The organism is Sphingomonas sp. NBWT7 (assembly GCF_014217605.1).
In the GTDB taxonomy this organism is placed as follows: Bacteria; Pseudomonadota; Alphaproteobacteria; order Sphingomonadales; family Sphingomonadaceae; genus Sphingomonas.
In genome coordinates, this window is sequence record NZ_CP043639.1 from 1,414,391 (window position 1) to 1,436,015 (window position 21,625).

Annotated in this window: 20 protein-coding genes and 1 riboswitch; of the genes, 12 read left to right on the forward strand and 8 right to left on the reverse strand. The window is 67.8% G+C overall.

Annotation, left to right across the window (positions count from 1 at the left end; translation table 11 throughout):
* Position 1 precedes the first annotated feature (1 nt).
* From gcvPB to F1C10_RS07135, 5 genes are all read right to left on the reverse strand, one after another.
* Positions 2-1,576: an aminomethyl-transferring glycine dehydrogenase subunit GcvPB gene (gcvPB, locus tag F1C10_RS07115; protein ID WP_185209806.1), complete on the reverse strand. Its 1,575-nt coding sequence runs from the start codon at positions 1,574-1,576 to the stop codon at positions 2-4.
* Positions 1,577-1,663: 87 nt separating this feature from the next.
* A complete protein-coding gene (gene gcvPA / locus F1C10_RS07120) occupies positions 1,664-3,022 on the reverse strand; it encodes an aminomethyl-transferring glycine dehydrogenase subunit GcvPA (RefSeq protein ID WP_185209807.1) in 1,359 nt (452 codons plus the stop codon).
* Between the two features lie 93 nt (positions 3,023-3,115).
* Positions 3,116-3,487 carry a glycine cleavage system protein GcvH gene (gcvH, locus tag F1C10_RS07125; RefSeq protein WP_185209808.1) on the reverse strand — a complete coding sequence of 124 codons (372 nt, stop codon included), beginning with the start codon at positions 3,485-3,487 and terminating at the stop codon, positions 3,116-3,118.
* A gap of 3 nt (positions 3,488-3,490) precedes the next feature.
* Complete coding sequence (gene gcvT, locus F1C10_RS07130) at positions 3,491-4,648, reverse strand: glycine cleavage system aminomethyltransferase GcvT (protein ID WP_258043122.1); 1,158 nt, start codon at positions 4,646-4,648, stop codon at positions 3,491-3,493.
* 162 nt (positions 4,649-4,810) lie between these two features.
* A riboswitch (glycine riboswitch) is annotated at positions 4,811-4,913 on the reverse strand.
* An 88-nt stretch (positions 4,914-5,001) separates the two neighbouring features.
* Entirely contained in the window at positions 5,002-5,649 is a 648-nt protein-coding gene (locus F1C10_RS07135; protein ID WP_185209810.1) for a hypothetical protein, read from the reverse strand.
* Between the two features lie 79 nt (positions 5,650-5,728).
* On the opposite strand from F1C10_RS07135, the gene ispH reads away from it, so the two are divergent.
* From ispH to F1C10_RS07155, 4 genes are all read left to right on the forward strand, one after another.
* Positions 5,729-6,697, forward strand: a complete 969-nt coding sequence (gene ispH, locus F1C10_RS07140; protein WP_185209811.1) for a 4-hydroxy-3-methylbut-2-enyl diphosphate reductase — start codon at positions 5,729-5,731, stop codon at positions 6,695-6,697.
* A gap of 28 nt (positions 6,698-6,725) precedes the next feature.
* A complete protein-coding gene (gene thrB / locus F1C10_RS07145) occupies positions 6,726-7,679 on the forward strand; it encodes a homoserine kinase (RefSeq protein ID WP_185209812.1) in 954 nt (317 codons plus the stop codon).
* Positions 7,676-8,152, forward strand: coding sequence for a ribonuclease HI (gene rnhA, locus F1C10_RS07150; RefSeq protein WP_185209813.1), 477 nt, complete (start codon positions 7,676-7,678; stop codon positions 8,150-8,152). The genes thrB and rnhA overlap by 4 nt, the downstream gene beginning before the upstream one ends.
* A gap of 73 nt (positions 8,153-8,225) precedes the next feature.
* Positions 8,226-8,825: a hypothetical protein gene (locus F1C10_RS07155; protein ID WP_185209814.1), complete on the forward strand. Its 600-nt coding sequence runs from the start codon at positions 8,226-8,228 to the stop codon at positions 8,823-8,825.
* A 228-nt stretch (positions 8,826-9,053) separates the two neighbouring features.
* Here the strand turns inward: F1C10_RS07155 and F1C10_RS07160 are convergent, their stop codons facing one another.
* Both F1C10_RS07160 and F1C10_RS07165 read right to left on the reverse strand, forming a co-directional pair.
* Positions 9,054-10,127: an FAD-binding oxidoreductase gene (locus tag F1C10_RS07160; RefSeq protein WP_185209815.1), complete on the reverse strand. Its 1,074-nt coding sequence runs from the start codon at positions 10,125-10,127 to the stop codon at positions 9,054-9,056.
* Positions 10,124-11,059: an alpha/beta fold hydrolase gene (locus F1C10_RS07165; RefSeq protein WP_185209816.1), complete on the reverse strand. Its 936-nt coding sequence runs from the start codon at positions 11,057-11,059 to the stop codon at positions 10,124-10,126. The genes F1C10_RS07160 and F1C10_RS07165 overlap by 4 nt, the downstream gene beginning before the upstream one ends.
* A 53-nt stretch (positions 11,060-11,112) precedes the next feature.
* On the opposite strand from F1C10_RS07165, the gene F1C10_RS07170 reads away from it, so the two are divergent.
* The 8 genes from F1C10_RS07170 (at position 11,113) to F1C10_RS07205 (ending at position 18,722) form a co-directional block, all read left to right on the forward strand.
* Positions 11,113-11,586, forward strand: a complete 474-nt coding sequence (locus F1C10_RS07170) for a prepilin peptidase (RefSeq protein ID WP_185209817.1) — start codon at positions 11,113-11,115, stop codon at positions 11,584-11,586.
* A 57-nt stretch (positions 11,587-11,643) separates the two neighbouring features.
* Positions 11,644-12,705 (forward strand): Flp pilus assembly protein CpaB, encoded by a 1,062-nt coding sequence (gene cpaB, locus F1C10_RS07175; protein WP_185209818.1) that lies wholly within the window; start codon positions 11,644-11,646, stop codon positions 12,703-12,705.
* Between the two features lies 1 nt (position 12,706).
* On the forward strand, positions 12,707-14,314 hold the full coding sequence (locus F1C10_RS07180) for a type II and III secretion system protein family protein (protein ID WP_185209819.1): 1,608 nt from the start codon (positions 12,707-12,709) through the stop codon (positions 14,312-14,314).
* Positions 14,315-14,337: 23 nt separating this feature from the next.
* A complete protein-coding gene (locus tag F1C10_RS07185) occupies positions 14,338-14,967 on the forward strand; it encodes a CpaD family pilus assembly lipoprotein (RefSeq protein WP_185209820.1) in 630 nt (209 codons plus the stop codon).
* 1 nt (position 14,968) lies between these two features.
* Positions 14,969-16,258, forward strand: a complete 1,290-nt coding sequence (locus F1C10_RS07190) for a pilus assembly protein CpaE (protein WP_185209821.1) — start codon at positions 14,969-14,971, stop codon at positions 16,256-16,258.
* 49 nt (positions 16,259-16,307) lie between these two features.
* Positions 16,308-17,282 (forward strand): type II secretion system F family protein, encoded by a 975-nt coding sequence (locus F1C10_RS07195; RefSeq protein WP_185209822.1) that lies wholly within the window; start codon positions 16,308-16,310, stop codon positions 17,280-17,282.
* Between the two features lie 3 nt (positions 17,283-17,285).
* Complete coding sequence (locus F1C10_RS07200) at positions 17,286-18,287, forward strand: type II secretion system F family protein (RefSeq protein WP_185209823.1); 1,002 nt, start codon at positions 17,286-17,288, stop codon at positions 18,285-18,287.
* A gap of 72 nt (positions 18,288-18,359) precedes the next feature.
* A complete protein-coding gene (locus F1C10_RS07205; protein WP_185209824.1) occupies positions 18,360-18,722 on the forward strand; it encodes a hypothetical protein in 363 nt (120 codons plus the stop codon).
* Between the two features lie 144 nt (positions 18,723-18,866).
* Here the strand turns inward: F1C10_RS07205 and ppdK are convergent, their stop codons facing one another.
* The gene (gene ppdK / locus F1C10_RS07210) at positions 18,867-21,560 is read right to left on the reverse strand and encodes a pyruvate, phosphate dikinase (RefSeq protein ID WP_185209825.1); all 2,694 of its coding nucleotides are present in this window, start codon (positions 21,558-21,560) and stop codon (positions 18,867-18,869) included.
* Positions 21,561-21,625 lie beyond the last annotated feature (65 nt).

Genomic DNA, 21,625 nt, shown 5'->3' on the forward strand with positions numbered 1-21,625 from the left:
CTTACTCCGCCGCCTCGCTCGCGACGACGGGCTCCTTCCACACGAGCTTCGGCTTGCGCGCGGCAAGCGTCTCGTCGAGGCGGCTACGCGGCGCGAAATGCGGCGCCGTCTTGAGGCTCGCGTCGCCCGCCTTGGCGCGCTTCGCCACGGAGCGCAGCGCGCCGATGAACTGATCGAGCGCGGCCTTTGATTCGGTCTCTGTCGGCTCGATCAGCATCGCGCCGTGGACGACGAGCGGGAAATACATCGTCATCGGGTGGAAGCCCTCGTCGATCAGCGCCTTGGCGACGTCGATCGTCGAGAAGCCCTCGGGGAAGCCTTCATCGGAGAAGATCGCCTCATGCATGCACGGGCCGGCGAACGCGAACGGCGCGTCGAGCGTGTCCTCCAGGCTACGCAGCACGTAATTAGCGTTGAGCACCGCATCCTCGGCGACCTGCCGCAGGCCATCCGCGCCGTGGCTGAGGATGTACGTCAGCGCGCGGGTGAACATGCCCATCTGGCCGTGGAAGGCGGTCATGCGGCCGAAGGTGTCGGGGTGATCGTCATCCGCCGTCTCTTCCTCGATCAGCGCGATATGGCCGTCCTTCATCCGCGCGGTGAAGGGCAGCGGGCCGAACGGCGCCAGCGCTTCCGACAGCACCGTCGGGCCAGAGCCCGGCCCGCCCCCGCCGTGCGGGGTCGAAAAGGTCTTGTGCAGGTTGATGTGCATCGCATCGATGCCAAGATCGCCGGGGCGAACGCGGCCGACGATCGCGTTGAAGTTCGCGCCGTCACAGTAGACGTAGCCGCCCGCCGCGTGGACCGCGTCCGAGATCGCCTTGAGATCGCGCTCGAACAAGCCGCAGGTATTCGGGTTGGTGATCATCACCGCGGCAACGTCGGGGCCAAGGCGCGCCTTCAGCGCGTCGGTATCGACACGACCCTCGGCGGTCGCCGGAATGTCCTCGACCGTGAAGCCCGCGAACGCCGCGGTCGCGGGGTTGGTGCCGTGCGCGCTCTCGGGCACCAGCACCACCTTGCGATGCCCTTCGCCGCGCTTCTCGAGCGCCGCCTTGATGCACAGCATGCCGCACAACTCGCCATGTGCGCCTGCCTTGGGGCTCATCGCGACGCCATGCATCCCGGTGAGGGTGATCAGCCAGACGGCGAGTTCGTTGATGACGCCGAGCGCACCCTGAACGGTATCGACCGGCTGGAGCGGATGGACGTCGGCGAATCCGGGCAGCCGCGCCATCTTCTCGTTCAGCCGCGGATTGTGCTTCATGGTGCACGAGCCGAGCGGGAACAGCCCGAGATCGATCGCATAATTCTGCCGGCTGAGCCGGGTATAATGCCGCACCGTCTCGGGTTCGCTGAGCCCCGGCAAGCCGGTCGGCGCCGTGCGTGCGAGCGTGCCGAGCCGTGACGTCGCGGAAATGGGCGCGGCCACTTCGACGCCGGTCGTGTCGGTCGAGCCGATCTCGAAGATCAGCGCCTCCTCCAGCATCAGCGCCTTGTTGCCGGTAAAGGTCGGGGCGGCGTTGCTGCCCGCTTCCGGTGTCGTCGGGCGCCAACCGCTCTGGTTCAATGCCATCGTCTTCTCTCCACCCCGGCGGTGCCGGGTCCTGCTCTCAGCGTCGCGTCGCTGAACCCCGGCCAAGTGCCGGGGCGGGTGATACACTCAGGCCAGCGCCGCTTGCAGCGCAGTCGCCAGCGCCTCGACATCCTCGGGCGTCGTCGTCTCGGTCACCGCGACGACGAGGCCGTTCTCCAGCGCCTGCTCGCCCGGATAGAGCCGGCCGAGCGACACACCCGCGAGCACGCCCTTGTCGGCGAGCGCGCGGACGATCGGGCGCGCCTCGCGGCCGAGATCGAGCGTGAACTCGTTGAAGAAGGTGTCGTTGACGAGGCTCACACCCGGCACCTGCGCAAGCCGCTCCGCCGCCGCCACCGCGCCCGCGTGGTTGGCCGCCGCGAGCGCACGCAGCCCCGCCTCGCCGAGCAGCGTCATGTGGATCGAGAAGGCGAGCGCACACAGGCCTGAGTTGGTGCAGATGTTGCTCGTCGCCTTCTCGCGGCGGATGTGCTGCTCGCGCGTCGACAGCGTCAGCACGAAGCCGCGGCGCCCGTCGGCATCGACCGTCTCGCCGCACAGGCGGCCCGGCATCTGCCGAACGTATTTGTCCTTGCACCCGAACAGGCCGACGTACGGCCCGCCGAACTGCAGCCCGACACCCAGCGACTGCCCCTCGCCGACGACGATATCGGCGTCCATCTCGCCCGGCGATTTGATCGCGCCCAGCGCCACCGGCTCGGTGACGACGGCGATCAGCAGCGCCTTGTGGGCGTGGCACGCGTCGGCAAGCGGCGTCAGATCGGCGATGCGGCCGAGGATGTCGGGATATTGCACGACGACGCACGACGTATCACCGTCGATCTTGGCGATCAGCGCGTCGAGATCGCCCTCCGCGGTCAGCGTCGGCAGCGACACGTCGAGCGCGTCGCCCGTGTATTTCGCCATCGTCTTGGCGACCGAGACGTAATGTGGATGAAGCCCGCCCGACAGGATCGCACGCCCGCGCTTGGTGATCCGCCGCGCCATGCCGATCGCTTCCCAGCAGGCGGTCGAGCCGTCGTACATGCTGGCGTTCGCCACGTCGGTGCCGAGCAGCCGCGCAACCTGCGTCTGGAACTCGAACAGCATCTGCAGCGTGCCCTGCGCGATCTCGGGCTGATAGGGCGTGTAGGCGGTGAGGAACTCGCCGCGCTGGATCAGGTGATCGACGCTCGCCGGCACATGGTGGCGGTACGCGCCGCAGCCGAGGAAGAAGGGCGCCTCTCCCGCCGACAAGTTCTGCCGCGCGAGCTTGGTCATGTGCCGCTCGACGGAGAGCTCGCTCGCGTGCATCGGCAGGCCGGCGATTGGCTCGGCGAGCCGCGCTGCCGCGGGAACGTCGACGAACAGATCGTCAATCGAGCCGGCACCGATGACGTCGAGCATCGCGCGGCGATCATGGTCGGTAAGCGGTAGGTAGCGCATCTTGGAAAAACTCCCGCCTCCGCACGGAGGGGCATCGATCGTATCCGGCGGAGCTGCCGGGCCGGTCAGCTTCCGGCCCGGTGACGGCCGCGATTACAGCTTGGCGACGAACGCCTCGTACGCGGCCTCATCCATCAGGCCGTCGAGCTCGCCGGCATCCTTCAGCGACAGCTTGAAGAACCAGCCTTCCGCCTCCGGATCCGAATTGACGAGGCTGGGATCGTCGGTCAGCGCGGGATTGCCCTCGATGACTGTGCCCGAGACGGGCGAGTAGACGTCGCTCGCCGCCTTGACGCTCTCGACCACCGCCGCCTCGTCGCCCTTGGCGAGCTGTTTGCCCTCCTCGGGAACGTCGACGAACACGATGTCGCCGAGCTGGCCCTGCGCATAGTCGGAGATGCCGACCGTGCCGACGTCACCGTCGACGTCGATCCACTCGTGATCCTCGGTGAAATAGCGGCTCATCACTCAGGCTCCTCGGAAATAGCGGTGGGGAACGAACGGCATCGCGGTAACGGTTGCGGCGTGCACCTTGCCGCGCTGCGCCAGCTGGATGCGGGTGCCGGGCACGGCCATCGCGGCGGGAACGTACGCCATCGCGATCGGTGCCCCGACGCTGGGCGCGAACCCGCCCGACGTCACGCGGCCGACCTCGCTGCCCTCGGCATCGACGACGCTCGCGCCCTCGCGCACCGGCTGGCGCCCCTCGACCAGCAGGCCGACGCGCTTCGACACGGGGCCGCTCGCGCGCTCAGCAAGGATGCGCTCGGCACCGGGGAAGCCGCCCTGCTCGCGGCGGCGCTTGAACAGCGCGAAGCCGAGATCGGCCATCACCGGCGTCGTCTCGGGCGTCAGATCGTGGCCGTAGAGCGGCAATCCCGCCTCGAGCCGCAGCGAATCGCGTGCGCCCAGCCCGATCGGCTTCACCTCGGGCTGCGCGACGAGCGCGTCGGCGAGCGCCTCGGCGGCCTCCGCCGGAACCGAGATCTCGAACCCGTCCTCGCCGGTATAGCCGCTGCGGCTGATCCACAGGTCGTGCCCCTGCCAGGCGAAGCCACCCGCCTGCATGAACACCATCGCCTCGACCCCCGGCACGAGCCGCGCGAGCGCGTCGACCGCTTTGGGCCCCTGCAGCGCGAGCAGCGCGTGGTCCTCCATCAGGTTGATTGTGATCGCATCGGGCAGATGCTCGATCATGTGCGCGACGTCGTCGTATTTGGTCGCGCTGTTGACGACCATGTAGACGCGCTCGCTTTCGCCGTCGGCCAAGGCCGGACGGGTCAGCATCAGATCGTCGAGGATGCCGCCACCCGCGTCGAGCAGCAGCGAGTAGCGGGCGCGATTGCGCGCGAGCCCGGCGATATCAGCGGGCATCAGCGCCTCGAGCGCCGCCACCACGTCGGTCGCCGCTTCGTCGCTGGTAATGCTTAGCTGGCCCATGTGGCTGACGTCGAACAGCCCGGCGCTCTCGCGCGTCCACAGATGCTCGGCCATGATGCCTTCGTACTGGACAGGCATCCAATAGCCGGCGAATTCCACCATCCGGCCGCCGCGCGCGCGGTGCCAGCCGTCGAGCGGCAGCGCCAGCGTTTCGATGATTACGTCGTCGTCGTCGTGATCGCTCACCGGGCGTGTTCCATCGTCGAAAGGGCGAACGCATCCCCCGTGGGCGACGCGAGCAACTCCCCCTCTGTCACGGAACCTGAGAGCTTTCGCGCGGAACATGCGTCCGCGCTTACACCTTCGGTGGGCAGCGCCTGCCGGCACGGCCGCTTTCCAGAGCGTCAAATCGCGCGCGCGGTCCCTGATGCCTGAGAGATTCCGGGGTGGTTGCTCCTTCGGCGGCGGATGGTGGCCTGGAAGGCCGTCCGCACTCTCCCGCGCGCCCACGCCGGTTGCCCGGCATCGACCGTGCCGCTCTGCCGACGCGCGCCGGCTTAGTCAATCGCCCGCCGCCGCACCGAAGCGGCGGTTCGGCGTCAGCGCTGTGCGTTGTAGCGCAGCTGGTCCTCGGTAAGCTGGAAGCCGACCAGCGCCTCGAAGCTCGCGGTCAGCACCGCCTGGCGCACCTCCGGCGTCGACAGCGGATCGACCGCGGCATCATTGTCGCCCGCCTTGCGCTTGCGCGTCAGTTGCTCGCGCACCGCTTCGGGCAGCGTCGCGGCGGCCCGGCTGACGGTCGCGCTCGCCTGACCGCTGGTGGTGGCGAGCGCCTGACCGGCGTCGAAATGTACCTGCACCTGGCCGACGCGCTTCGCCGCGACCTGCGTGCCGCCGCGCACGATCGAGATGAAGTACGGCAGCACGACGTCGCGCGGCCCGTCCGTCCGTGTCCGGCGTGCACGCACGTCGAAGCTTACGGTGCTGGTGATGTCGCTCGCGCCCTCGTTGCACGTGCCGCGCACGTTGGTCATCACAGCGGTGACGTCGATCGCGCTCGCGTCGCGGCTCGCCGGCGGATCGAATATGGTGATGTCACCCGTCCCTGCGGGCACGCCGACCACCGGGCAGACCGAACGGACCGCGCTGATCCCGACGCCGCCCTCGACCGAGATTTCGCCGCTCTTGGCGCAGCCACCGGCAAGGAGGACGAGCGCGAGCGGGGCAGCGAGTTGGCGAAAGGACACGGGCGGGAAACCTCTTACGATACGGCCGCGCTCATAACCGCCTTCCGTGCGGGCAGGCAATCGCGTAAGCGCTCGCACCATGACCGAGACGCCAGCGACCGCCGCCAAGCCCGTCCTCGAGCTGCTGATCGCCGCGCCGCGCGGCTTCTGCGCCGGGGTCGATCGGGCGATCCGCATCGTCGAACTCGCGATCGAGAAGCACGGCGCACCGGTCTATGTCCGGCACGAAATCGTCCACAACAAGTTCGTCGTCGATACGCTGCGCGCGAAGGGCGCCGTCTTCGTCGAGGAACTCGACGAGGTGCCCGACGGCGCGCCGGTGGTATTCTCCGCTCACGGCGTGCCCAAGTCGGTGCCGGCAAACGCGCAGGCACGCGGGCTCGACTATCTCGATGCCACCTGTCCGCTCGTCTCCAAGGTTCACCGCCAGGCAGAGCGGCTGGTGGCGGCGGGTCGGCACATCGTCTTTATCGGGCATGAGGGGCATCCCGAGGTGATCGGCACCTTCGGCCAGGTGCCGGCAGGCTCGATGACGCTGATCGAGGACGTTGCGGATGCCGAGGCGTTCGCGCCGGCCGATCCGGACAACCTCGCCTTCCTCACGCAGACGACCTTGTCGGTCGACGACACCGCCGAGGTCGTGCGCACGCTGCAGCGCCGCTTCCCCGCGATGCAGGCGCCGCGCGGCGAGGACATTTGCTACGCCACGTCGAACCGCCAGGCGGCGGTGAAGGCGATTGCGGGGGCGTGCGACGCGGTGCTGGTGATCGGCGCGCCCAATTCGTCGAACTCCGTACGTTTGGTCGAGGTAGCACAGCGCGAGGGCGTGCGCGCCGCGCTGATCCAGCGCGCCGCCGATCTCGACTGGGCGTTCCTCGACGGGATCGGCACGCTTGGCATAACCGCCGGCGCGTCGGCGCCCGAACTGCTGGTGCGCGAGCTGGTCGATCTACTCGCGACGCGTTTTGACGTGACCGAGCGCGAGGAGGAGACGACGCGCGAGACAATCGCGTTCAAGCTGCCGCGCGCGCTGGAGCAGGCGGCCTAGCCCGTCGGCAGCCGAAGGGGCAGGATCAATGGCGGTCTACACGCATGTCGCCGCCGAGGCGCTCGCGACGTTCCTCGCGCGCTACGACGTTGGTGAACTCGTCTCGGCGAAAGGCATCGCCGAGGGCGTGGAGAATTCGAATTACCTCGTCGACACGACCGGAGGTCGCTTCATCCTAACCTTGTACGAGAAGCGCGTCGCGGCGGACGATCTGCCGTTCTTCATGGCGCTGCTCGACCATCTCGATGCCAAGGGGATGCCGGTGCCGCCCGCGATCAAGGATCGTGGCGGCGCCGAGATCCAGGAGCTTGCCGGCCGCCCGGCATGCCTCATCAAGTTCCTGTCCGGCGTGTCGCTGTCGCATCCGACGCCGGCGCAGGCGCGCGCCGCCGGCGCAGCGATGGGCGCGATGCACCATGCGGTGGCCGATTTCGCGCCGGTACGCGCCAATTCGATGGGGATCGGCGAGTGGCGCCCGTTGCTTGAGCGGTGCGGGCGCGACCTGGATACGATCGCCGACGGGCTTTACATGCGGGTCGCTGATGCGCTCGGCGCGGTCGAAGCAGCCTGGCCAGCGTTGCTTCCGACCAGCGCGATCCATGCCGATCTTTTTCCCGACAACGTCCTGATGCTCGGCGACCGCGTGACCGGGCTGATCGACTTCTACTTCGCGTGCACCGATATCCGGGCCTACGACCTCGCTGTGATGCACACGTCGTGGATGTTCGACGCGCGCGGTGAAAATCCCGACGCGGCGATCGGACGCGGACTACTCGACGGCTATACGGCCGCGCACCCGCTTAGCGACGTCGAGCGCGTCGCGCTGCCGGTGCTCGCGCGCGGCGCGTGCGTTCGCTTCCTGCTCAGCCGCGCATGGGACTGGCTGCACACGCCGGCCGACGCGCTCGTCACCCGCAAGGACCCCCTCGCCTATCTTCGCCGGCTCGCCTGGTACGAGGCCAATCCGGACGCGTTCGCATGACCGACACTTCCTCTTCGATCACCAAGGAACTGCCCCGCGTCGAGGCGTTCACCGACGGCGCGTGCAAGGGCAATCCCGGCCCCGGCGGCTGGGGCGCGGTGCTTCGTATGGGGACGCACGAGAAGGAGATGTCGGGCGGCGAGACGCTGACGACGAACAATCGCATGGAGCTGACCGCCGCGATCGAGGCGCTCGCCGCCTTCACCCGCCCGTGCCACGTTACGCTCTACACCGACAGTCGCTACGTCATGGACGGCCTGACCAAGTGGATCCATGGCTGGCGGCGGAACGGCTGGAAGACCGCCGACAAGAAGCCGGTGAAGAACGCCGAGCTGTGGCAGAAGCTGCTCGACGCCGCCGAGCGCCACCGTGTCGAGTGGCAGTGGGTGAAGGGCCACGCCGGCCATCCCGAGAACGAGCGGGCCGATAAGCTGGCGAGCGACGCGGCGGTGCTGGCGGGGCGAAAGGCCTAGCACCTCGGCCAGCCGATTGCCTTCTACCCTCCGCCGCTAGCATAGCCGCTGCGGGGAAGCTGGGGAGCGGTCGGTGACGGGGTTCGATCTGGTATTCGCGGTCTACGGCCTACTGCTCGGGCTCGCGATCGCGGAGGTGCTCGGCGGCCTGTCGCGCGCGCTGAAGCTGAAACGCGGCGCGCGGCCGGTACGGGTGGGCTGGCTGACGCCGCTGCTCGGCGTGCTTGCAATGCTCGATTTGTCGAATTTCTGGATGCTCGCCTGGGATGCGCGTGACCAGATACAGGCGAACTACGTGACGCTGCTCGCCGTGCTGACGATGGTCGGCACCTATTATCTTGCCGCGACGCTGATCTTCCCGGACGAGCCCGCGGAATGGCCCGACTTCGACGATTGGTTCGATCGGCAAAAGGGTTTCGTCATCGGCGGGCTGCTCGCCGCGAACGTGCTTAGCTGGATCGGGCTAAGCATCCTCGATTCACTGCATCCCCTGAACGAGGTGGCCGGCCCGGACAATCCGCTCGCCGACCTTGTTTACATAGGCTGTGCCATCGGCATCCTGGGGCTGTTCGTCGCGATTCTGGTGGTACGCAATCGACGCTGGAACGCCGCCCTGCTGGCTGCGCTGTGCCTTATGATGGCCACGTCCAGCGTCCTGGAAGGGTTCGTGTAGGCGCTGCCAAGCAAATCACCGCGCTAGGTTTGTGCGCCTCTATTCACGGCTCAGGCACGAGTCTCCTATTAGCTGTCGTCGTGCACTTCAGCGGAATGGCGCAGAGCTCATCTTCGGCATGCAGCAGTCGGAATCGCGGTTCGCGGTAGCTGCGTCGAAAGACTGAAATCGGCAAGGAAAGCGCCGCGCGGAATTCGGTGAGGCCGCGCTAGCGCCGACGGTTTGGGGTCAGGCGAAGCGATCGGCCGCGTAGCGCGATACGTCGATGCTCGACGGCGGCGCGTCGCCGAGCAGCAGCGCCGCGCCGATCGCGGCGGCGGCTGGCGCAGTCTGGATGCCGAAGCCGCCCTGCCCCGCGAACCAGAAGAAGCCCGGCGCATCCGCCGTGAAACCGTACACCGGCAGGCGATCTGGCGCGAAGCTGCGCAGCCCGGCCCATTTGCGGTCGACCGCCGTCACACGCCAATCAACGGCCTGTTCGAGCCGATCGATCGCGATCGCGACATCGATCTCCTCGGGCTGCGCGTCGCCCGGATCGCACGGCGTCTCGTCGTGCGGGCTCAGCCACAGCCGCCCCCCCGCCTCGGGCTTGAAATAGAAGTCGCCGCCGAGATGCGCGACGTGCGGCATCGTCGGGGTCGACGGCGGATCGGTCTGCAGCTGGACGAGCGTGCGACGATACGGCTGGATGCCGATCGGGCGGGCGCCAGCGATTGCGGCCACCGAATCGGCCCAGGCACCGGCGGCATCGACCAAGACCGCGGCGTCGAAGTCGCCTGACCGAGTAGAAATCCGCCAGCGGCCGTCGCGGCGCTCGGCGGCGGTGAGCGCAGCGCCTAGGACCAGCGTCGCGCCCGCCCTGCGCGCGCGTGCCAGCGCGTCGGCATGAAGCGCGGCGACATCGATATAGGCGCAGCTCGCCTCCATCACGCCCACCGTCCACCCCGGACGAAGACCGGCAACGTAATCACGCGGATCCACACGCTCGAGGACGACGCCGCTGCCGGCGAACTCGTCGAGGAACGCCTCGGCGCGCACCTCGTCCGCCGCCTCGCCGATATGTAGCGAGCCCAGCGGATCGAGGAAGCCGCCGGCGCGCAGCGCCTCCCCCGACAGCGAGGTGAGCGGCTGGATGCCCGGTCCGCCGTACGTCTCCGACCAGAAGGCGGCGGAGCGGCCGGTCGCGTGATAGCCGGCGACGTCCTCTGCCTCGAGCAGCAGCACGCGCGCGCGGCCCCCAATCTCGGCGGCGACCGTCGCGCCAGCGATCCCGGCGCCGACGATGGCGATATCGTAGCTCATCGCGCGTGTGCTGTAAGGAAAGCGTCGATCGCGGCAAGCGCGCGGTCGCGCACCGGATCGGCCTCGCGCAGGATCTCGTGCGCCGATTCGCGGCCGAAGCGGACGACCTGCGCGGTTGGCAGCCGTGCGGCGAGCGCAACCGCGGCGCGCGAATCGACGAGGCCATCGGCATCGGCGATCAGCATCAGCAGCGGGGTCTTGATCGTCGCCAGACGCGGATCGCCACGCTGCGCGCGTGTCGAGGCGAATGCTTCGGCGAGCCACGCCCAGCTCGGCGGCCCCAACTTGATCTCGGGCACCTCCTCATACCAATATTGTTCGTCGTCGTAGCGGCTCTGATCCGCGGTCAGCAGCGTGCGTCGATCGAGCCGCGCACCGGGCCGCTCATGCCCCTTCCACGCCGGCCGGGCGGGATCGCCGATGCGCCGCATCAGCCGCGCGACTCGTTCCGCAACCCCCGCGCCGACCGGCGACTTCAGCCCCAGCATCGGCGCGATCAGCACGGCCGCCGCCGGATCGATCGCTTCCTCCAGCAGCGCGCGCAGCACGAGATGCCCGCCCATCGAATGGCCCATCGCGACACGCGGACCCGCGACGTCCCAGTCGCGCCAGAAAGCGGCGAGATCCGCGATCCACGGGGCGAAATCGATCGCGTGGCCGACGTGCGGATCGGGCGAGAGCCGCCCCGATCCGCCCTGCCCGCGCCAGTCGAACGCAGCGATCGTCCAGCCCTGATCATGCCAATGTGCGAAGCTTTCCAGATACTTCTCGAACACGTCGCCGCGCCCGCCCTGGAACAGGATGCCGCCACGCGGCACGTCCCCGGCGGCCGGCCAGTCGAACCGGCGCAACTGCCAGCCATCGGGCGCGGCCCAGCGCGTGACGGTCGCGTCGACGGGGATCGCGCGGCGGATCGGGACGGGATCGGTCATGCGGCGGGCATGGTTACGGTTTGGCAAGTCATTGCGTCTAGTGCCGCAGTCTCATGGGGTGGGACATACTTTCCTGGGGGCTGCCGGGCGTGCTGGCGATCCTGCTGGTTTCGGCGGGGATCGAGGATGCACGCATCCGGGAGATCGCCAATTGGAAGAACGCGGCGATCGCGCTGTTGGCTCCCGCCTGGTGGGTCGCGATCGGCCTGGCGCCGTGGCCCGACATGGCGATCCAGCTCGGGCTGGGGATGCTAGTCTTCGGGTTGTTCGCGGTCGCCTTCCACTACGGCCAGATGGGCGGCGGCGACGTCAAGCTCATCGGCGCGGTCGCATTATGGCTGCCCGCGACGCCGCTGCTGCAGATGCTGCTCGTTATGTCGATCGTCGGCGGCGTGCTGACGCTCGTCATGCTGATCGAGCACAAGTTCAGCCGAAACAACCGGATACTCGAGATACCTTACGGCGTCGCTATCGCCATCGCCGGTCTTCTTGGGCTCCGCGAACCGCTTCTTAACCAATTTACGTAATCATACGCCGGCAACAGGAAAGATCGGCCCGCGCTGATGCGAAAGGCACTTTAAGTCATGGATAGTCGCAAGGTCATATTGCTGCTCGGCGCGCTGTTCGTCGCTGCGATTACTGCGTTCATGGCCCGCACGCTGATCATGGGCAGCAGCGCGCCGAGCGCGGCTGCGATGCCCGGCCAGCCGCCGGTCGCGATCGACGGGCCCAAAGTCCTCGTGGCGACGCGCGCGCTGCCGGTCGGCACGATCATCGATCCGACGTCGGTCAAGTTTCAGCCCTGGCCCAAGGAGCTCGTCGAAGGCGCCTATTTCCAGGAGGGCGCGCAGTTCGACATGAAGAATGTGCTCGGAACGGTGGTGCGCAACGCCGTCACTGCCGGACAGCCGATCACGCAGGGCGCGCTAGTCAAGCCCGGCGATCGCGGCTTCCTGGCGGCGGCGCTCGGCGCGGGCATGCGCGCGGTGACGGTGCCGGTATCGACGCAATCGTCGGTCGCGGGCTTCGTCTTTCCGGGCGATCGCATCGATCTGCTGCTGACGCAGGCGGTACCGGGCGGCGGCGATGGCCCGCCGCTGAAGGCTGCCGAGACGATCATGCGCAACCTGCGCGTGCTGGCGACCGATCAGCGTACCAACCAGGAAAAGGACGAGCAGGGCAACACCGTCGTGCGCACCTTCTCCACCGTCACGATCGAGGCGACGCCCAAGATCGCCGAGCAGATCGCGGTGGCGCAGACGTTGGGCTCGCTGTCGCTGTCGCTGCGCTCGATCGCGGACAATGCCGCCGAACTCGAACAGGCGATCGCCTCGGGCGACGTCAAGGTGCCCGAGGGAACCGATCCCAAGGCCGAGAAGGCGATGCTGACGCAGCTCGCCGCCGCGCCGCAGACGGGCAATTCAACCTATGCCGTCGGTGCCGACGTGTCGCGCTTCCAGCGTCGCACGGTGCCCGGCAAGTCCGAACAACCCGCCATGGGGGGCGGTGTGCCGGCGATGCCGGCAATGGGGGGCGCGCCCGCGCCGGCCTATCCGGGAGCGGCGGTCCGCGTCTCCTCCGGACCGGTCGTCCGGATCGCGCGAGGCAACACTGTGACCGAAGTGCCGGTCGGGGGGAAGAACTGAGATGCGTATCGACGCAAAGCCGATCGGCTGGCCGCTCGCCGTGGCGCTTGCCGCCGTCGCGATCGCTGCGACGCCTGCCGCCGCACCGGCCCAGAGCGCCATCGCGCAGGGCCCGACGATGCAGATCGCCACCAATCGCGGGCGGCTGATCACGCTGCCGCGTCCGATGAGCGACCTGTTCGTCGCCAATCCGGAAATCGCGGACGTCCAGGTTCGCTCGCCGACGCAGCTCTACGTTTTCGGCAAGAAGCCGGGCGAGACGACGATCTCGGCGACGGCGAAGGGCGGCGCGGTGGTCTATGCCTCGACCGTGCGCGTCGGCAACAATTTCGACTCGCTCGGCCAGATGCTCGGCATGGCGATGCCCGATGCCAATATCACACCGACGACGATGAACGGCGTCGTGCTGCTCACCGGCACCGTCGGCAACCCGGACGACGGCGCGGAGGCCGAACGGCTGGTGCAGGCGTTCGTTGGCGAAGGTACCAAGGTGATCAGCCGGCTGCGCACCGCGACGCCGCTGCAGGTCAACCTGCAGGTGCGCTTCGCCGAGGTGACGCGCAGCTTCGTCAAGAATATCGGTATGAACCTCACGACGGTGGACGGCACCGGCGGGTTCAAGTTCGGCATCGGCAGCGGCCGTCCGCCGGCGAGCTTCTACACCACCGATCGCAACCTGCCGCTGGCCGTCGGCCAGAGCGTTCAGGGCTTCACGATCGATCCGATCACGGGCCGGGTCGTCCAGCGGCCGGGCACGTCGATCACCAAGGGCAGCGAGCGGACCACCGCCGGCTTCCTCACCAAGCTGCTCGGGCTCGACCTCATCGGCGCGCTCGATCTGGGTGAGCGGATCGGCCAGGTGACGAGCCTTGCCAACCCAAATCTCACCGCGATGTCGGGCGAGACGGGCACGTTCCTTGCTGGCGGTGAGATCCCGATCCCGATCGCGCAGGGGCTCGGCGCGGTGGGCGTGGAGTACAAGCAATATGGCGTCAGCCTCGCTTATACGCCGACCGTGCTGGGCGACGGCCGCATCTCGCTGCGCGTCCGCCCCGAAGTGTCACAGCTCGATTATTCGAACGCGGTGACGATCAGCGGCACGCAGGTACCGGGCCTCACGACACGGCGCACCGAGACGACGGTGGAGCTGGGTTCGGGCCAGAGCTTCATGATCGCCGGCCTGCTGCAGAACAGCCACAACAACTCGATCGAGAAGACGCCAGGCGTCGGCGACGTGCCGATCCTGGGCGCGTTGTTCCGCTCCAACGGCTTCCAGCGCAACGAGACCGAGCTCGTCATCGTCATCACGCCGTATCTGGTGAAGCCGGTGAACGCGAACGACATCGTGCTGCCGACCGATGGCTACAAAACGCCGGGCGACGTCGAGCGCGTCCTGATGGGCCAGCTGACGGGTGGAAAGGGCGGCGCGCCGCGGCCCAAGCCCAGCATGGCGGACGGCCCGCCGGTCGCCCCCGCGCTCGGCGCAGTCGCCCCGGTCGCGCCGATGCCGATGCCGGCGACCGGTGCGACGGTGGCAGACACCAAGGCAACGCGCGGCAAGGCGAAGAAGGGCGGCGACGCCCCCGCCCCCGGCTTCTCGATCAACTGATGGCGACGGGTAGGAACAGGATCATGCTGAAGCGCTCAATCCTCATCGCGGTCGCGCCGCTCGCGCTCGCGGCGTGCGGCGGCACGCAGAACCTCGGTCTCGAATCGGTCCATCAGCCGGTCGTCAGCCGTGCCGATTACGCCTTCGATCTCGGCGCCGGCCCCGGCGGGCTCGCGCCCGGCGAAAGCCAGCGGCTGAGCGGTTGGATGACGTCGCTGCGCCTCGGCTACGGCGATCGCATCGCGATCGACGATCCAGCGCGCGATCCCGCAACGCGCGCCGATGTCGCGGCGCAGGCGGCGCAGTTCGGCCTGTTGGTATCGGACGATGCGCCGGTCACCGCCGCGCCGATCACGCCCGGCACCGTCCGCGTCGTGGTGAGCCGAGCGCGCGCGAGCGTGCCGGGCTGCCCCGACTACAGCCGGATGTACCAGCCCGATTACAATCAGCACACATCGTCGAACCACGGCTGCGCGACGAACTCGAACCTCGCTTCGATGGTGGCCAGCCCGACCGATCTGGTCCGCGGCGAGCCCGGTAGCGGCGTCGCCGACGCGGCAGTCAGCACCAAGGCGATCCAGAGCTTCCGCAACGCCGTGCCGACGGGCGCAGGCGGCACTGCAGTGAAGGCCGAGAGCGCGGGAGGCAAGTAAGATGAACGCACCCTGGAAACCCGGCGGCGCGACGACGCGCGAGCCGTTCGTCGCCTATGTCTGTGACGAGGCGACCGCCGACGCGCTGCGCCCGATCGTCAGCGAAATGGGCTGGTCCGCCGACAAGGTGAACAAGGGCGGGCTGCGCAATGCCGTCCAGTCGCTATCGGTATCGGCAAGCCCGCACATCCTGTTCGTCGATCTTGCCGAATCGGGCGATCCGCTGAACGACATCAACTCACTTGCCGAGGTCTGCGAGCCGGGCACGATGGTGATCGCCTCGGGTCAGGTCAACGACGTGCGGCTCTACCGCGATCTCGTGGCGAGCGGCATCCAGGACTATCTGCTGAAGCCGCTTGGCGCGGAAGCGCTGCGCGATGCCTTCAATCACGCGCAGATGCTGCTCAACGCGCCCAAGCCGACCGAACAGGCGGTTGAACATCCGCATTGTGCGGTGGCGGTGATCGGCACGCGCGGCGGCGCCGGCGCCTCGACCATCGCGACCTCGCTCGCCTGGCTAATCAGCGACAAGGAGCGGCGCTCCACCGCGCTGCTCGATCTCGACGTGCATTTCGGCACCGGCGCACTCGCGCTCGATCTGGAGCCGGGCCGCGGCCTGACCGACGCGATCGAGAACCCGAGCCGCATCGACGGCCTGTTCATCGAGCGCGCGATGGTAAGAGCGTCGGAAAACCTCTCCGTCCTATCCGCCGAAGCGCCGATCAATTCGCCGATCGTTACCGACGGCGCGGCTTATTATCAGCTGCAAGGCGAGATGCGCTCGGCGTTCGAGGCGACGATCATCGACATGCCGCGCGCGATGCTGGTCAACCATCCGCATCTGATCAGCGACGTGCAGGTTGCCGTCGTCGTGACCGAACTGACGCTCGCTGCGGCGCGCGATTCGATCCGCATCCTCTCGTGGCTGAAGTCGAACGCGCCGCAGACGCAGGTGCTCGTCGTTGCCAACCGCGTCCATCCGGGACAGCAGCTCGAGATCTCGCGCAAGGATTTCGAGACCTCGATCGAGCGCAAGATCGATTTCACGATCGGTTTCGACCAGAAGCTCGCGGCGCAGGCCGCGAAGCTCGGCAAGCCGCTGGCGGAAGTCGGCAAGGCGTCCAAGGCGATCGCGCCGATCGGCGATCTCGCGACGCAGCTGTGCGCGATCAGCGCGGACGATGCGCCCAAGGGCGGTAAGGCCAGCAAGCTGCGCAAGGGCACTTCGCTGATCGGCAAGTTCACCGATCTGAAGGGTCTGATCCCGAAGAAGGCCGTGAAGAACGGATGATCGCAGCCGGCGCCATCGGCACGGCCACGCGTGGAGCACGGAGCGCGACATGCCTATGTTATCGGTGATCTTCATCGCGATCGGCGCCCTGCTCACGCTCGGCATGCTGTACATCGCGATGAGCGGCCCATCGGCCGAGCGCATCGGCAATCGCCGATTGGCGGCAGTGCGCGATCGCCACTCTGGCGCGCCCGGTGTCGCTGTCGAGGCGCAGATGCGCCGGATCACCGGTCGCAACGCAACCAAGGCGGATCGCGCGGCAATGCGCTTCCTGCCTAACCCGGCCGAGTTGCAGAAGCGCCTCAACATGACCGGCAAGACCTGGACGGTGGGGCAGTACGGCATCACCACCGTGTCGGCGACGCTTGGTACCGCGCTCGTCATGTGGCTGATCGGCATGCCGATCCTGCTCGCCTTGTTCCTAGGCGTCGCGGTCGGCGCGGGCGTGCCGCATTTCGTCGTCGGCATGTTCATCAAGCGCCGCGTCGCCAAATTCAACGCCAAGTTCCCCGATGCGATCGAGCTGCTGGTGCGCGGGCTTCGCTCGGGCCTGCCGATCACCGAGACAATGGCGGTCGTCGGCAACGAGGTGCCAGGCCCGGTGGGCGAAGAATTCCGCTCGGTCGCTGACAAGATGAAGATCGGCCGGTCGATGGATGTCGCGTTGCAGGAAACCGCCGACCGATTGGGAACGGCGGAGTTCCAGTTCTTCGTCATCACCATCGCGATCCAGCGCGAGACGGGCGGCAACCTCGCCGAAACGCTGCAGAACCTTGCCACCGTGCTGCGTCAGCGCGGGCAGATGAAGCTAAAGATCAAGGCGATGTCGTCCGAATCGAAGGCTTCCGCCCTCATCATCGGCGCGCTGCCGTTCGTCGTCTTCACCATGATCTGGTTCATCAACACCGCGTACATGCAGAACTTCTTCGTCGATCCGCGGCTGATCGTCGCCGGCGGCGGCGGGCTCGTCTGGATGGCGATCGGGGCGTTCATCATGAACAAGATGGTCAATTTCGAGATCTGATCGATGGAACCGACACAAGGCCCGACCCTGCTCGGCGTAGACGTTCTCTGGGCGGCGACCCTGCTCTCCGCCGTCGCCGCGATGGCGGTGATGGTGGCAATCTACGCCGCGCTCAGCGTCCGCGATCCAATGGCTAAGCGCGTCAAGGCGCTCAACGACCGGCGCGAGCAGCTCAAGGCGGGCATCACCGCCTCGACCAGCAAGCGACGCGCGAAGCTCGTTCAGAAGAGCGAGAACGCCGATCGCATCCGCGAGCTGCTCGAATCGCTCAAGGTGTTGCAGGACGGCCAGCTCAAGATCGCGCAGCAGAAGTTGCTGCAGGCCGGCATCCGCAAGAAGGAATGGGCCGTCGGCGTGATCTTCGGGCGGCTGGTGCTGCCGATCGTCATCGGCGGCTTCATGGTCTTCCTCGTCTACGGCACCGACACGTTCGGTGACTGGACACCGCTGAAGCGCTACGCGCTCGTCGCCGGCAGCTTTATCCTGAGCTACAAGGCGCCCGACATCTATTTGAAAAACAAGATCACCAAACGATCGGACGCGATCCGTAAGGGCCTGCCCGACGCGCTCGACCTGCTGGTGATCTGCGCCGAGGCGGGGTTGACCGTCGACGCCGCCTTTCACCGCGTCGCGAAGGAACTCGGCCGCGCCTATCCCGAGCTCGGCGACGAGGCCGCACTGACCGCGATCGAGCTCGGCTTTCTCACCGATCGGCGACAGGCGTTCGAGAATTTCGCGCATCGCGTCGCGCTCGACGAAGTGAAGGGCATCGTCACGACGATGATCCAGACCGAGAAATACGGCACGCCGCTCGCCAGCGCATTGCGGGTGCTCTCCGCAGAATTCCGCAACGAGCGCATGATGCGCGCCGAGGAAAAGGCCGCCCGTCTTCCCGCGATCATGACGGTGCCGCTGATCCTGTTCATTCTTCCCGTGCTGTTCATCGTCATCCTCGGCCCCGCCGCCTGTTCGATCAGCGACGCGTTCATGGGTGGCAGCGCCTGATCGAGCCGGCGGGGCAGTTCGCGGAACGCTCGCGCAAAAGCATCGTTGAGCCTGCGTAACAGGAGGTTCGCGATGCTTTTCACCACGCCGACGCAGTGGCTGGCTCTGGCCATAGCCTTGATCGCCGGATGGCTGTTCGGGCTGGCAAGCCATCCCGGCGGGCGCAAGTGGAAGCAGCGCTACGCCGAGGAACGCGACGTCCACGGCCGTACGCGCAAGGATTACGACACCCGACTGGCGGAGCGCGACGCACGTGTTGTCGAACTTGAGCGCGAGAATGCGCGGCTCCTCAGCGCCGCGCCGGTCGCCGCACCGGCGGTCGCCGTTCCAAACGCTGCCGCACCGCATGCGCCTATTGCTCAGAGCGCCGCACGCCCCGCCGGCACGCGCGCCCGCTGGTTCGACTGGAACAACCGCATCGGCACCAACGGCTGAGCCAAAGCAACCGCAAAGATAAACGGGTCAAGATCGGCCACACTGCTCATACGCCGGCGTATCAAGCGTCAACGCCATCACGCTACGGCAATCAGCCACACAGGCCCATCGCCCGCGTCACGCCGCGGGCGAAGGCTTATCCGCTCAGCCGCGCGCTTTCAGTGCTGCCTGCGCCGCCGCCAGCCGCGCAATCGGCACACGATAGGGCGAGGCGGAGACGTAATCCAGCCCGACGCTCTCGCAGAAGGCGATCGACGCCGGGTCACCGCCGTGCTCGCCGCAGATACCGAGCTTGATCGCCGGCCGCGTCGCGCGACCGCGCTCGGCGGCGAGCTTCACCAACTCGCCGACACCGTCGACGTCGATCGAGACGAACGGGTCCTTGGCGTAAATCCCCTGTTCGACATAGGCGCCGAGGAAGCGCGCCGCATCGTCGCGGCTGACGCCGAGCGTTGTCTGCGTCAGATCGTTGGTGCCGAAGGAGAAGAACTCGCCCGCCTCCGCAATTTCCCCGGCGCGCAGCGCGGCGCGCGGCAATTCGATCATCGTGCCAACGAGATAGTCGATGGTCTTGCCACGTTCCTCGAACACGGCCTTGGCCGTACGATCGACCACGGCCTTCATCAGCTCTAGCTCGCGCTTGGTCGCGACCAGCGGGATCATCACCTCAGGGATCGGCGCCTCCCCACTCTTCTCCGCCACGTCGAGCGCGGCCTCGAAGATCGCCCGTGCCTGCATCTCGTAGATCTCGGGATAGGTGACGCCGAGGCGGCAGCCACGGTGGCCGAGCATCGGATTGAACTCGTGCAGCTCCGCCGCGCGGCGCTTGAGCACGTCGATCGCGACCCCCGCGGCGGTCGCGACTTCGGCGAACTCGGCTTCCTCATGCGGCAGGAATTCGTGCAGCGGCGGATCGAGCAGACGCACCGTGACGGGCAGCCCCGCCATCACTTCGAAAATCTCGGCGAAATCGCTGCGCTGCTCGGGCAGCAACCGCTCGAGCGCGGCGCGGCGCCCGGCTTCGTCCTCCGCCAGGATCATCTGGCGCACGGCGGTGATCCGCGCGGCATCGAAGAACATGTGCTCGGTGCGGCACAGGCCGACGCCCTCGGCGCCGAACTCGCGCGCGGTACGGCAGTCGAGCGGCGTTTCGGCGTTGGCGCGCACCTTGAGGCGGCGGACTTCGTCGGCCCATTCCATCAGCGTGCCGAAATCACCGGCGAGCTCGGGCTGGATGGTCGCAACCTCACCCGCCATCACCTCGCCCGTCGCTCCGTCGATGGTGAGAAGGTCGCCCTCGCTCACCTCACGCCCGGCGATCCGCGCGATCTTCGCCTTGCCGTCGATCGACAAGGCGCCGGCACCCGACACGCACGGGCGGCCCATGCCGCGCGCAACCACCGCCGCGTGGCTCGTCATCCCGCCGCGCGCGGTAAGGATGCCCTTCGCCGCGTGCATGCCGTGGATGTCCTCGGGCGACGTCTCGGTACGCACCAGGATGACGGCCTTGCCCTCGGCGGCCCACTTCTCGGCCGTATCGGCGTCGAATACCGCCGCGCCGCTCGCCGCGCCGGGCGAGGCGGGCAGCCCCTTGGTCAGCACGTCGCGCGCCGCCTGCGGATCGAGCGTCGGGTGAAGCAGCTGGTCGAGCGCCTGCGGATCGACGCGCGCGATCGCCTCGTCGCGGGTAATCAGCCCTTCGTCGGCCATGTCGACCGCGATCTTGAGCGCGGCCTTGGCGGTGCGCTTGCCCGACCGCGTCTGGAGCATCCACAGCTTGCCCTGCTGCACCGTGAACTCGATGTCCTGCATGTCGCGATAGTGCCGCTCGAGCCGGTCGAACACCGCCGCAAGCTCTTCGTAAGCGGCGGGCATCGCCTCCTCCATGCTGAGCGGCTTGGCGCCGGCATCCTCGCGCGCCGCCTTGGTCAGATATTGCGGCGTCCGGATGCCGGCGACCACGTCCTCGCCCTGCGCGTTGATCAGGAACTCACCGTAATAAGCATTGTGCCCGGCCGACGGATCGCGCGTGAAGGCGACGCCGGTGGCGGACGTCTCGCCCATGTTGCCGAAAACCATCGCCTGCACGTTGACCGCGGTGCCCCAGCCGCCCGGGATGTCGTTCAGCCGGCGATAGACCTTGGCGCGGTCCGACTGCCACGATCCGAACACCGCGCCCACCGCACCCCACAATTGATCGTGCACGTCCTGCGGGAACGGCTTGCCCCACTGCTCCGCGACGAGGCCCTTGAACTCGCCGACCAGCGCCTTCAGATCTTCAGCCGACAGCTCGGTATCGAGGTGGAAGCCCTTGTCTTCCTTGGCGATCTCGAGCGCTTCCTCGAATGCGCCGTGATCGAGTTCGAGCACCACGTCGGCGTACATCTGGATGAAGCGGCGATAGCTGTCCCAAGCGAAGCGCGCGTCGCCGCTGGCGCTGGCAAGTCCCTCTACGGTTTCGTCGTTGAGCCCGAGGTTGAGGACGGTGTCCATCATCCCCGGCATCGACACGCGCGCGCCCGAACGGACCGAGACGAGCAGCGGATCGGACGCGTCGCCGAAGCGCTTGCCCGTCACCCCCTCAATATGCGCGATCCCGTCCGCCACTTCGGCGCGCAGACTGTCGGGAAACGCCTCGCCCTCTTCGTAGTAGCGCGTGCACATCGCGGTGCTGATCGTGAAGCCCGGCGGCACCGGCAGGCCGATCGCGGCCATCTCGGCCAAGTTTGCGCCCTTGCCGCCGAGCAGGTTCTTGTCCCCGCCCCCGCCATCCGACACGCCGCCGCCGAAGCGATAGACGTAGCGCTCATCCGCCTTCGATTGCACCGCGGTCGCCATTCCGTCGCCTCCTGATCAACACGTATATTGTGCAACGCAACACACGCTCGCCCGCGGGGTTGCAA

What these genes read in the sequence shown, in the direction of transcription:
- F1C10_RS07170 (WP_185209817.1), top strand. Translation starts at nt 11,113, where the DNA reads ATGGGGTGGGACATACTTTCCTGGGGGCTGCCGGGCGTGCTGGCGATC.
- rnhA (WP_185209813.1), top strand. Translation starts at nt 7,676, where the DNA reads ATGACCGACACTTCCTCTTCGATCACCAAGGAACTGCCCCGCGTCGAG.
- F1C10_RS07190 (WP_185209821.1), top strand. Translation starts at nt 14,969, where the DNA reads ATGAACGCACCCTGGAAACCCGGCGGCGCGACGACGCGCGAGCCGTTC.
- ppdK (WP_185209825.1), bottom strand. Translation starts at nt 21,560, where the DNA reads ATGGCGACCGCGGTGCAATCGAAGGCGGATGAGCGCTACGTCTATCGC.
- gcvPA (WP_185209807.1), bottom strand. Translation starts at nt 3,022, where the DNA reads ATGCGCTACCTACCGCTTACCGACCATGATCGCCGCGCGATGCTCGAC.
- F1C10_RS07195 (WP_185209822.1), top strand. Translation starts at nt 16,308, where the DNA reads ATGCCTATGTTATCGGTGATCTTCATCGCGATCGGCGCCCTGCTCACG.
- F1C10_RS07205 (WP_185209824.1), top strand. Translation starts at nt 18,360, where the DNA reads ATGCTTTTCACCACGCCGACGCAGTGGCTGGCTCTGGCCATAGCCTTG.
- thrB (WP_185209812.1), top strand. Translation starts at nt 6,726, where the DNA reads ATGGCGGTCTACACGCATGTCGCCGCCGAGGCGCTCGCGACGTTCCTC.
- F1C10_RS07180 (WP_185209819.1), top strand. Translation starts at nt 12,707, where the DNA reads ATGCGTATCGACGCAAAGCCGATCGGCTGGCCGCTCGCCGTGGCGCTT.
- gcvPB (WP_185209806.1), bottom strand. Translation starts at nt 1,576, where the DNA reads ATGGCATTGAACCAGAGCGGTTGGCGCCCGACGACACCGGAAGCGGGC.
- F1C10_RS07200 (WP_185209823.1), top strand. Translation starts at nt 17,286, where the DNA reads ATGGAACCGACACAAGGCCCGACCCTGCTCGGCGTAGACGTTCTCTGG.
- gcvH (WP_185209808.1), bottom strand. Translation starts at nt 3,487, where the DNA reads ATGAGCCGCTATTTCACCGAGGATCACGAGTGGATCGACGTCGACGGT.
- ispH (WP_185209811.1), top strand. Translation starts at nt 5,729, where the DNA reads ATGACCGAGACGCCAGCGACCGCCGCCAAGCCCGTCCTCGAGCTGCTG.
- F1C10_RS07160 (WP_185209815.1), bottom strand. Translation starts at nt 10,127, where the DNA reads ATGAGCTACGATATCGCCATCGTCGGCGCCGGGATCGCTGGCGCGACG.
- F1C10_RS07185 (WP_185209820.1), top strand. Translation starts at nt 14,338, where the DNA reads ATGCTGAAGCGCTCAATCCTCATCGCGGTCGCGCCGCTCGCGCTCGCG.
- F1C10_RS07165 (WP_185209816.1), bottom strand. Translation starts at nt 11,059, where the DNA reads ATGACCGATCCCGTCCCGATCCGCCGCGCGATCCCCGTCGACGCGACC.
- cpaB (WP_185209818.1), top strand. Translation starts at nt 11,644, where the DNA reads ATGGATAGTCGCAAGGTCATATTGCTGCTCGGCGCGCTGTTCGTCGCT.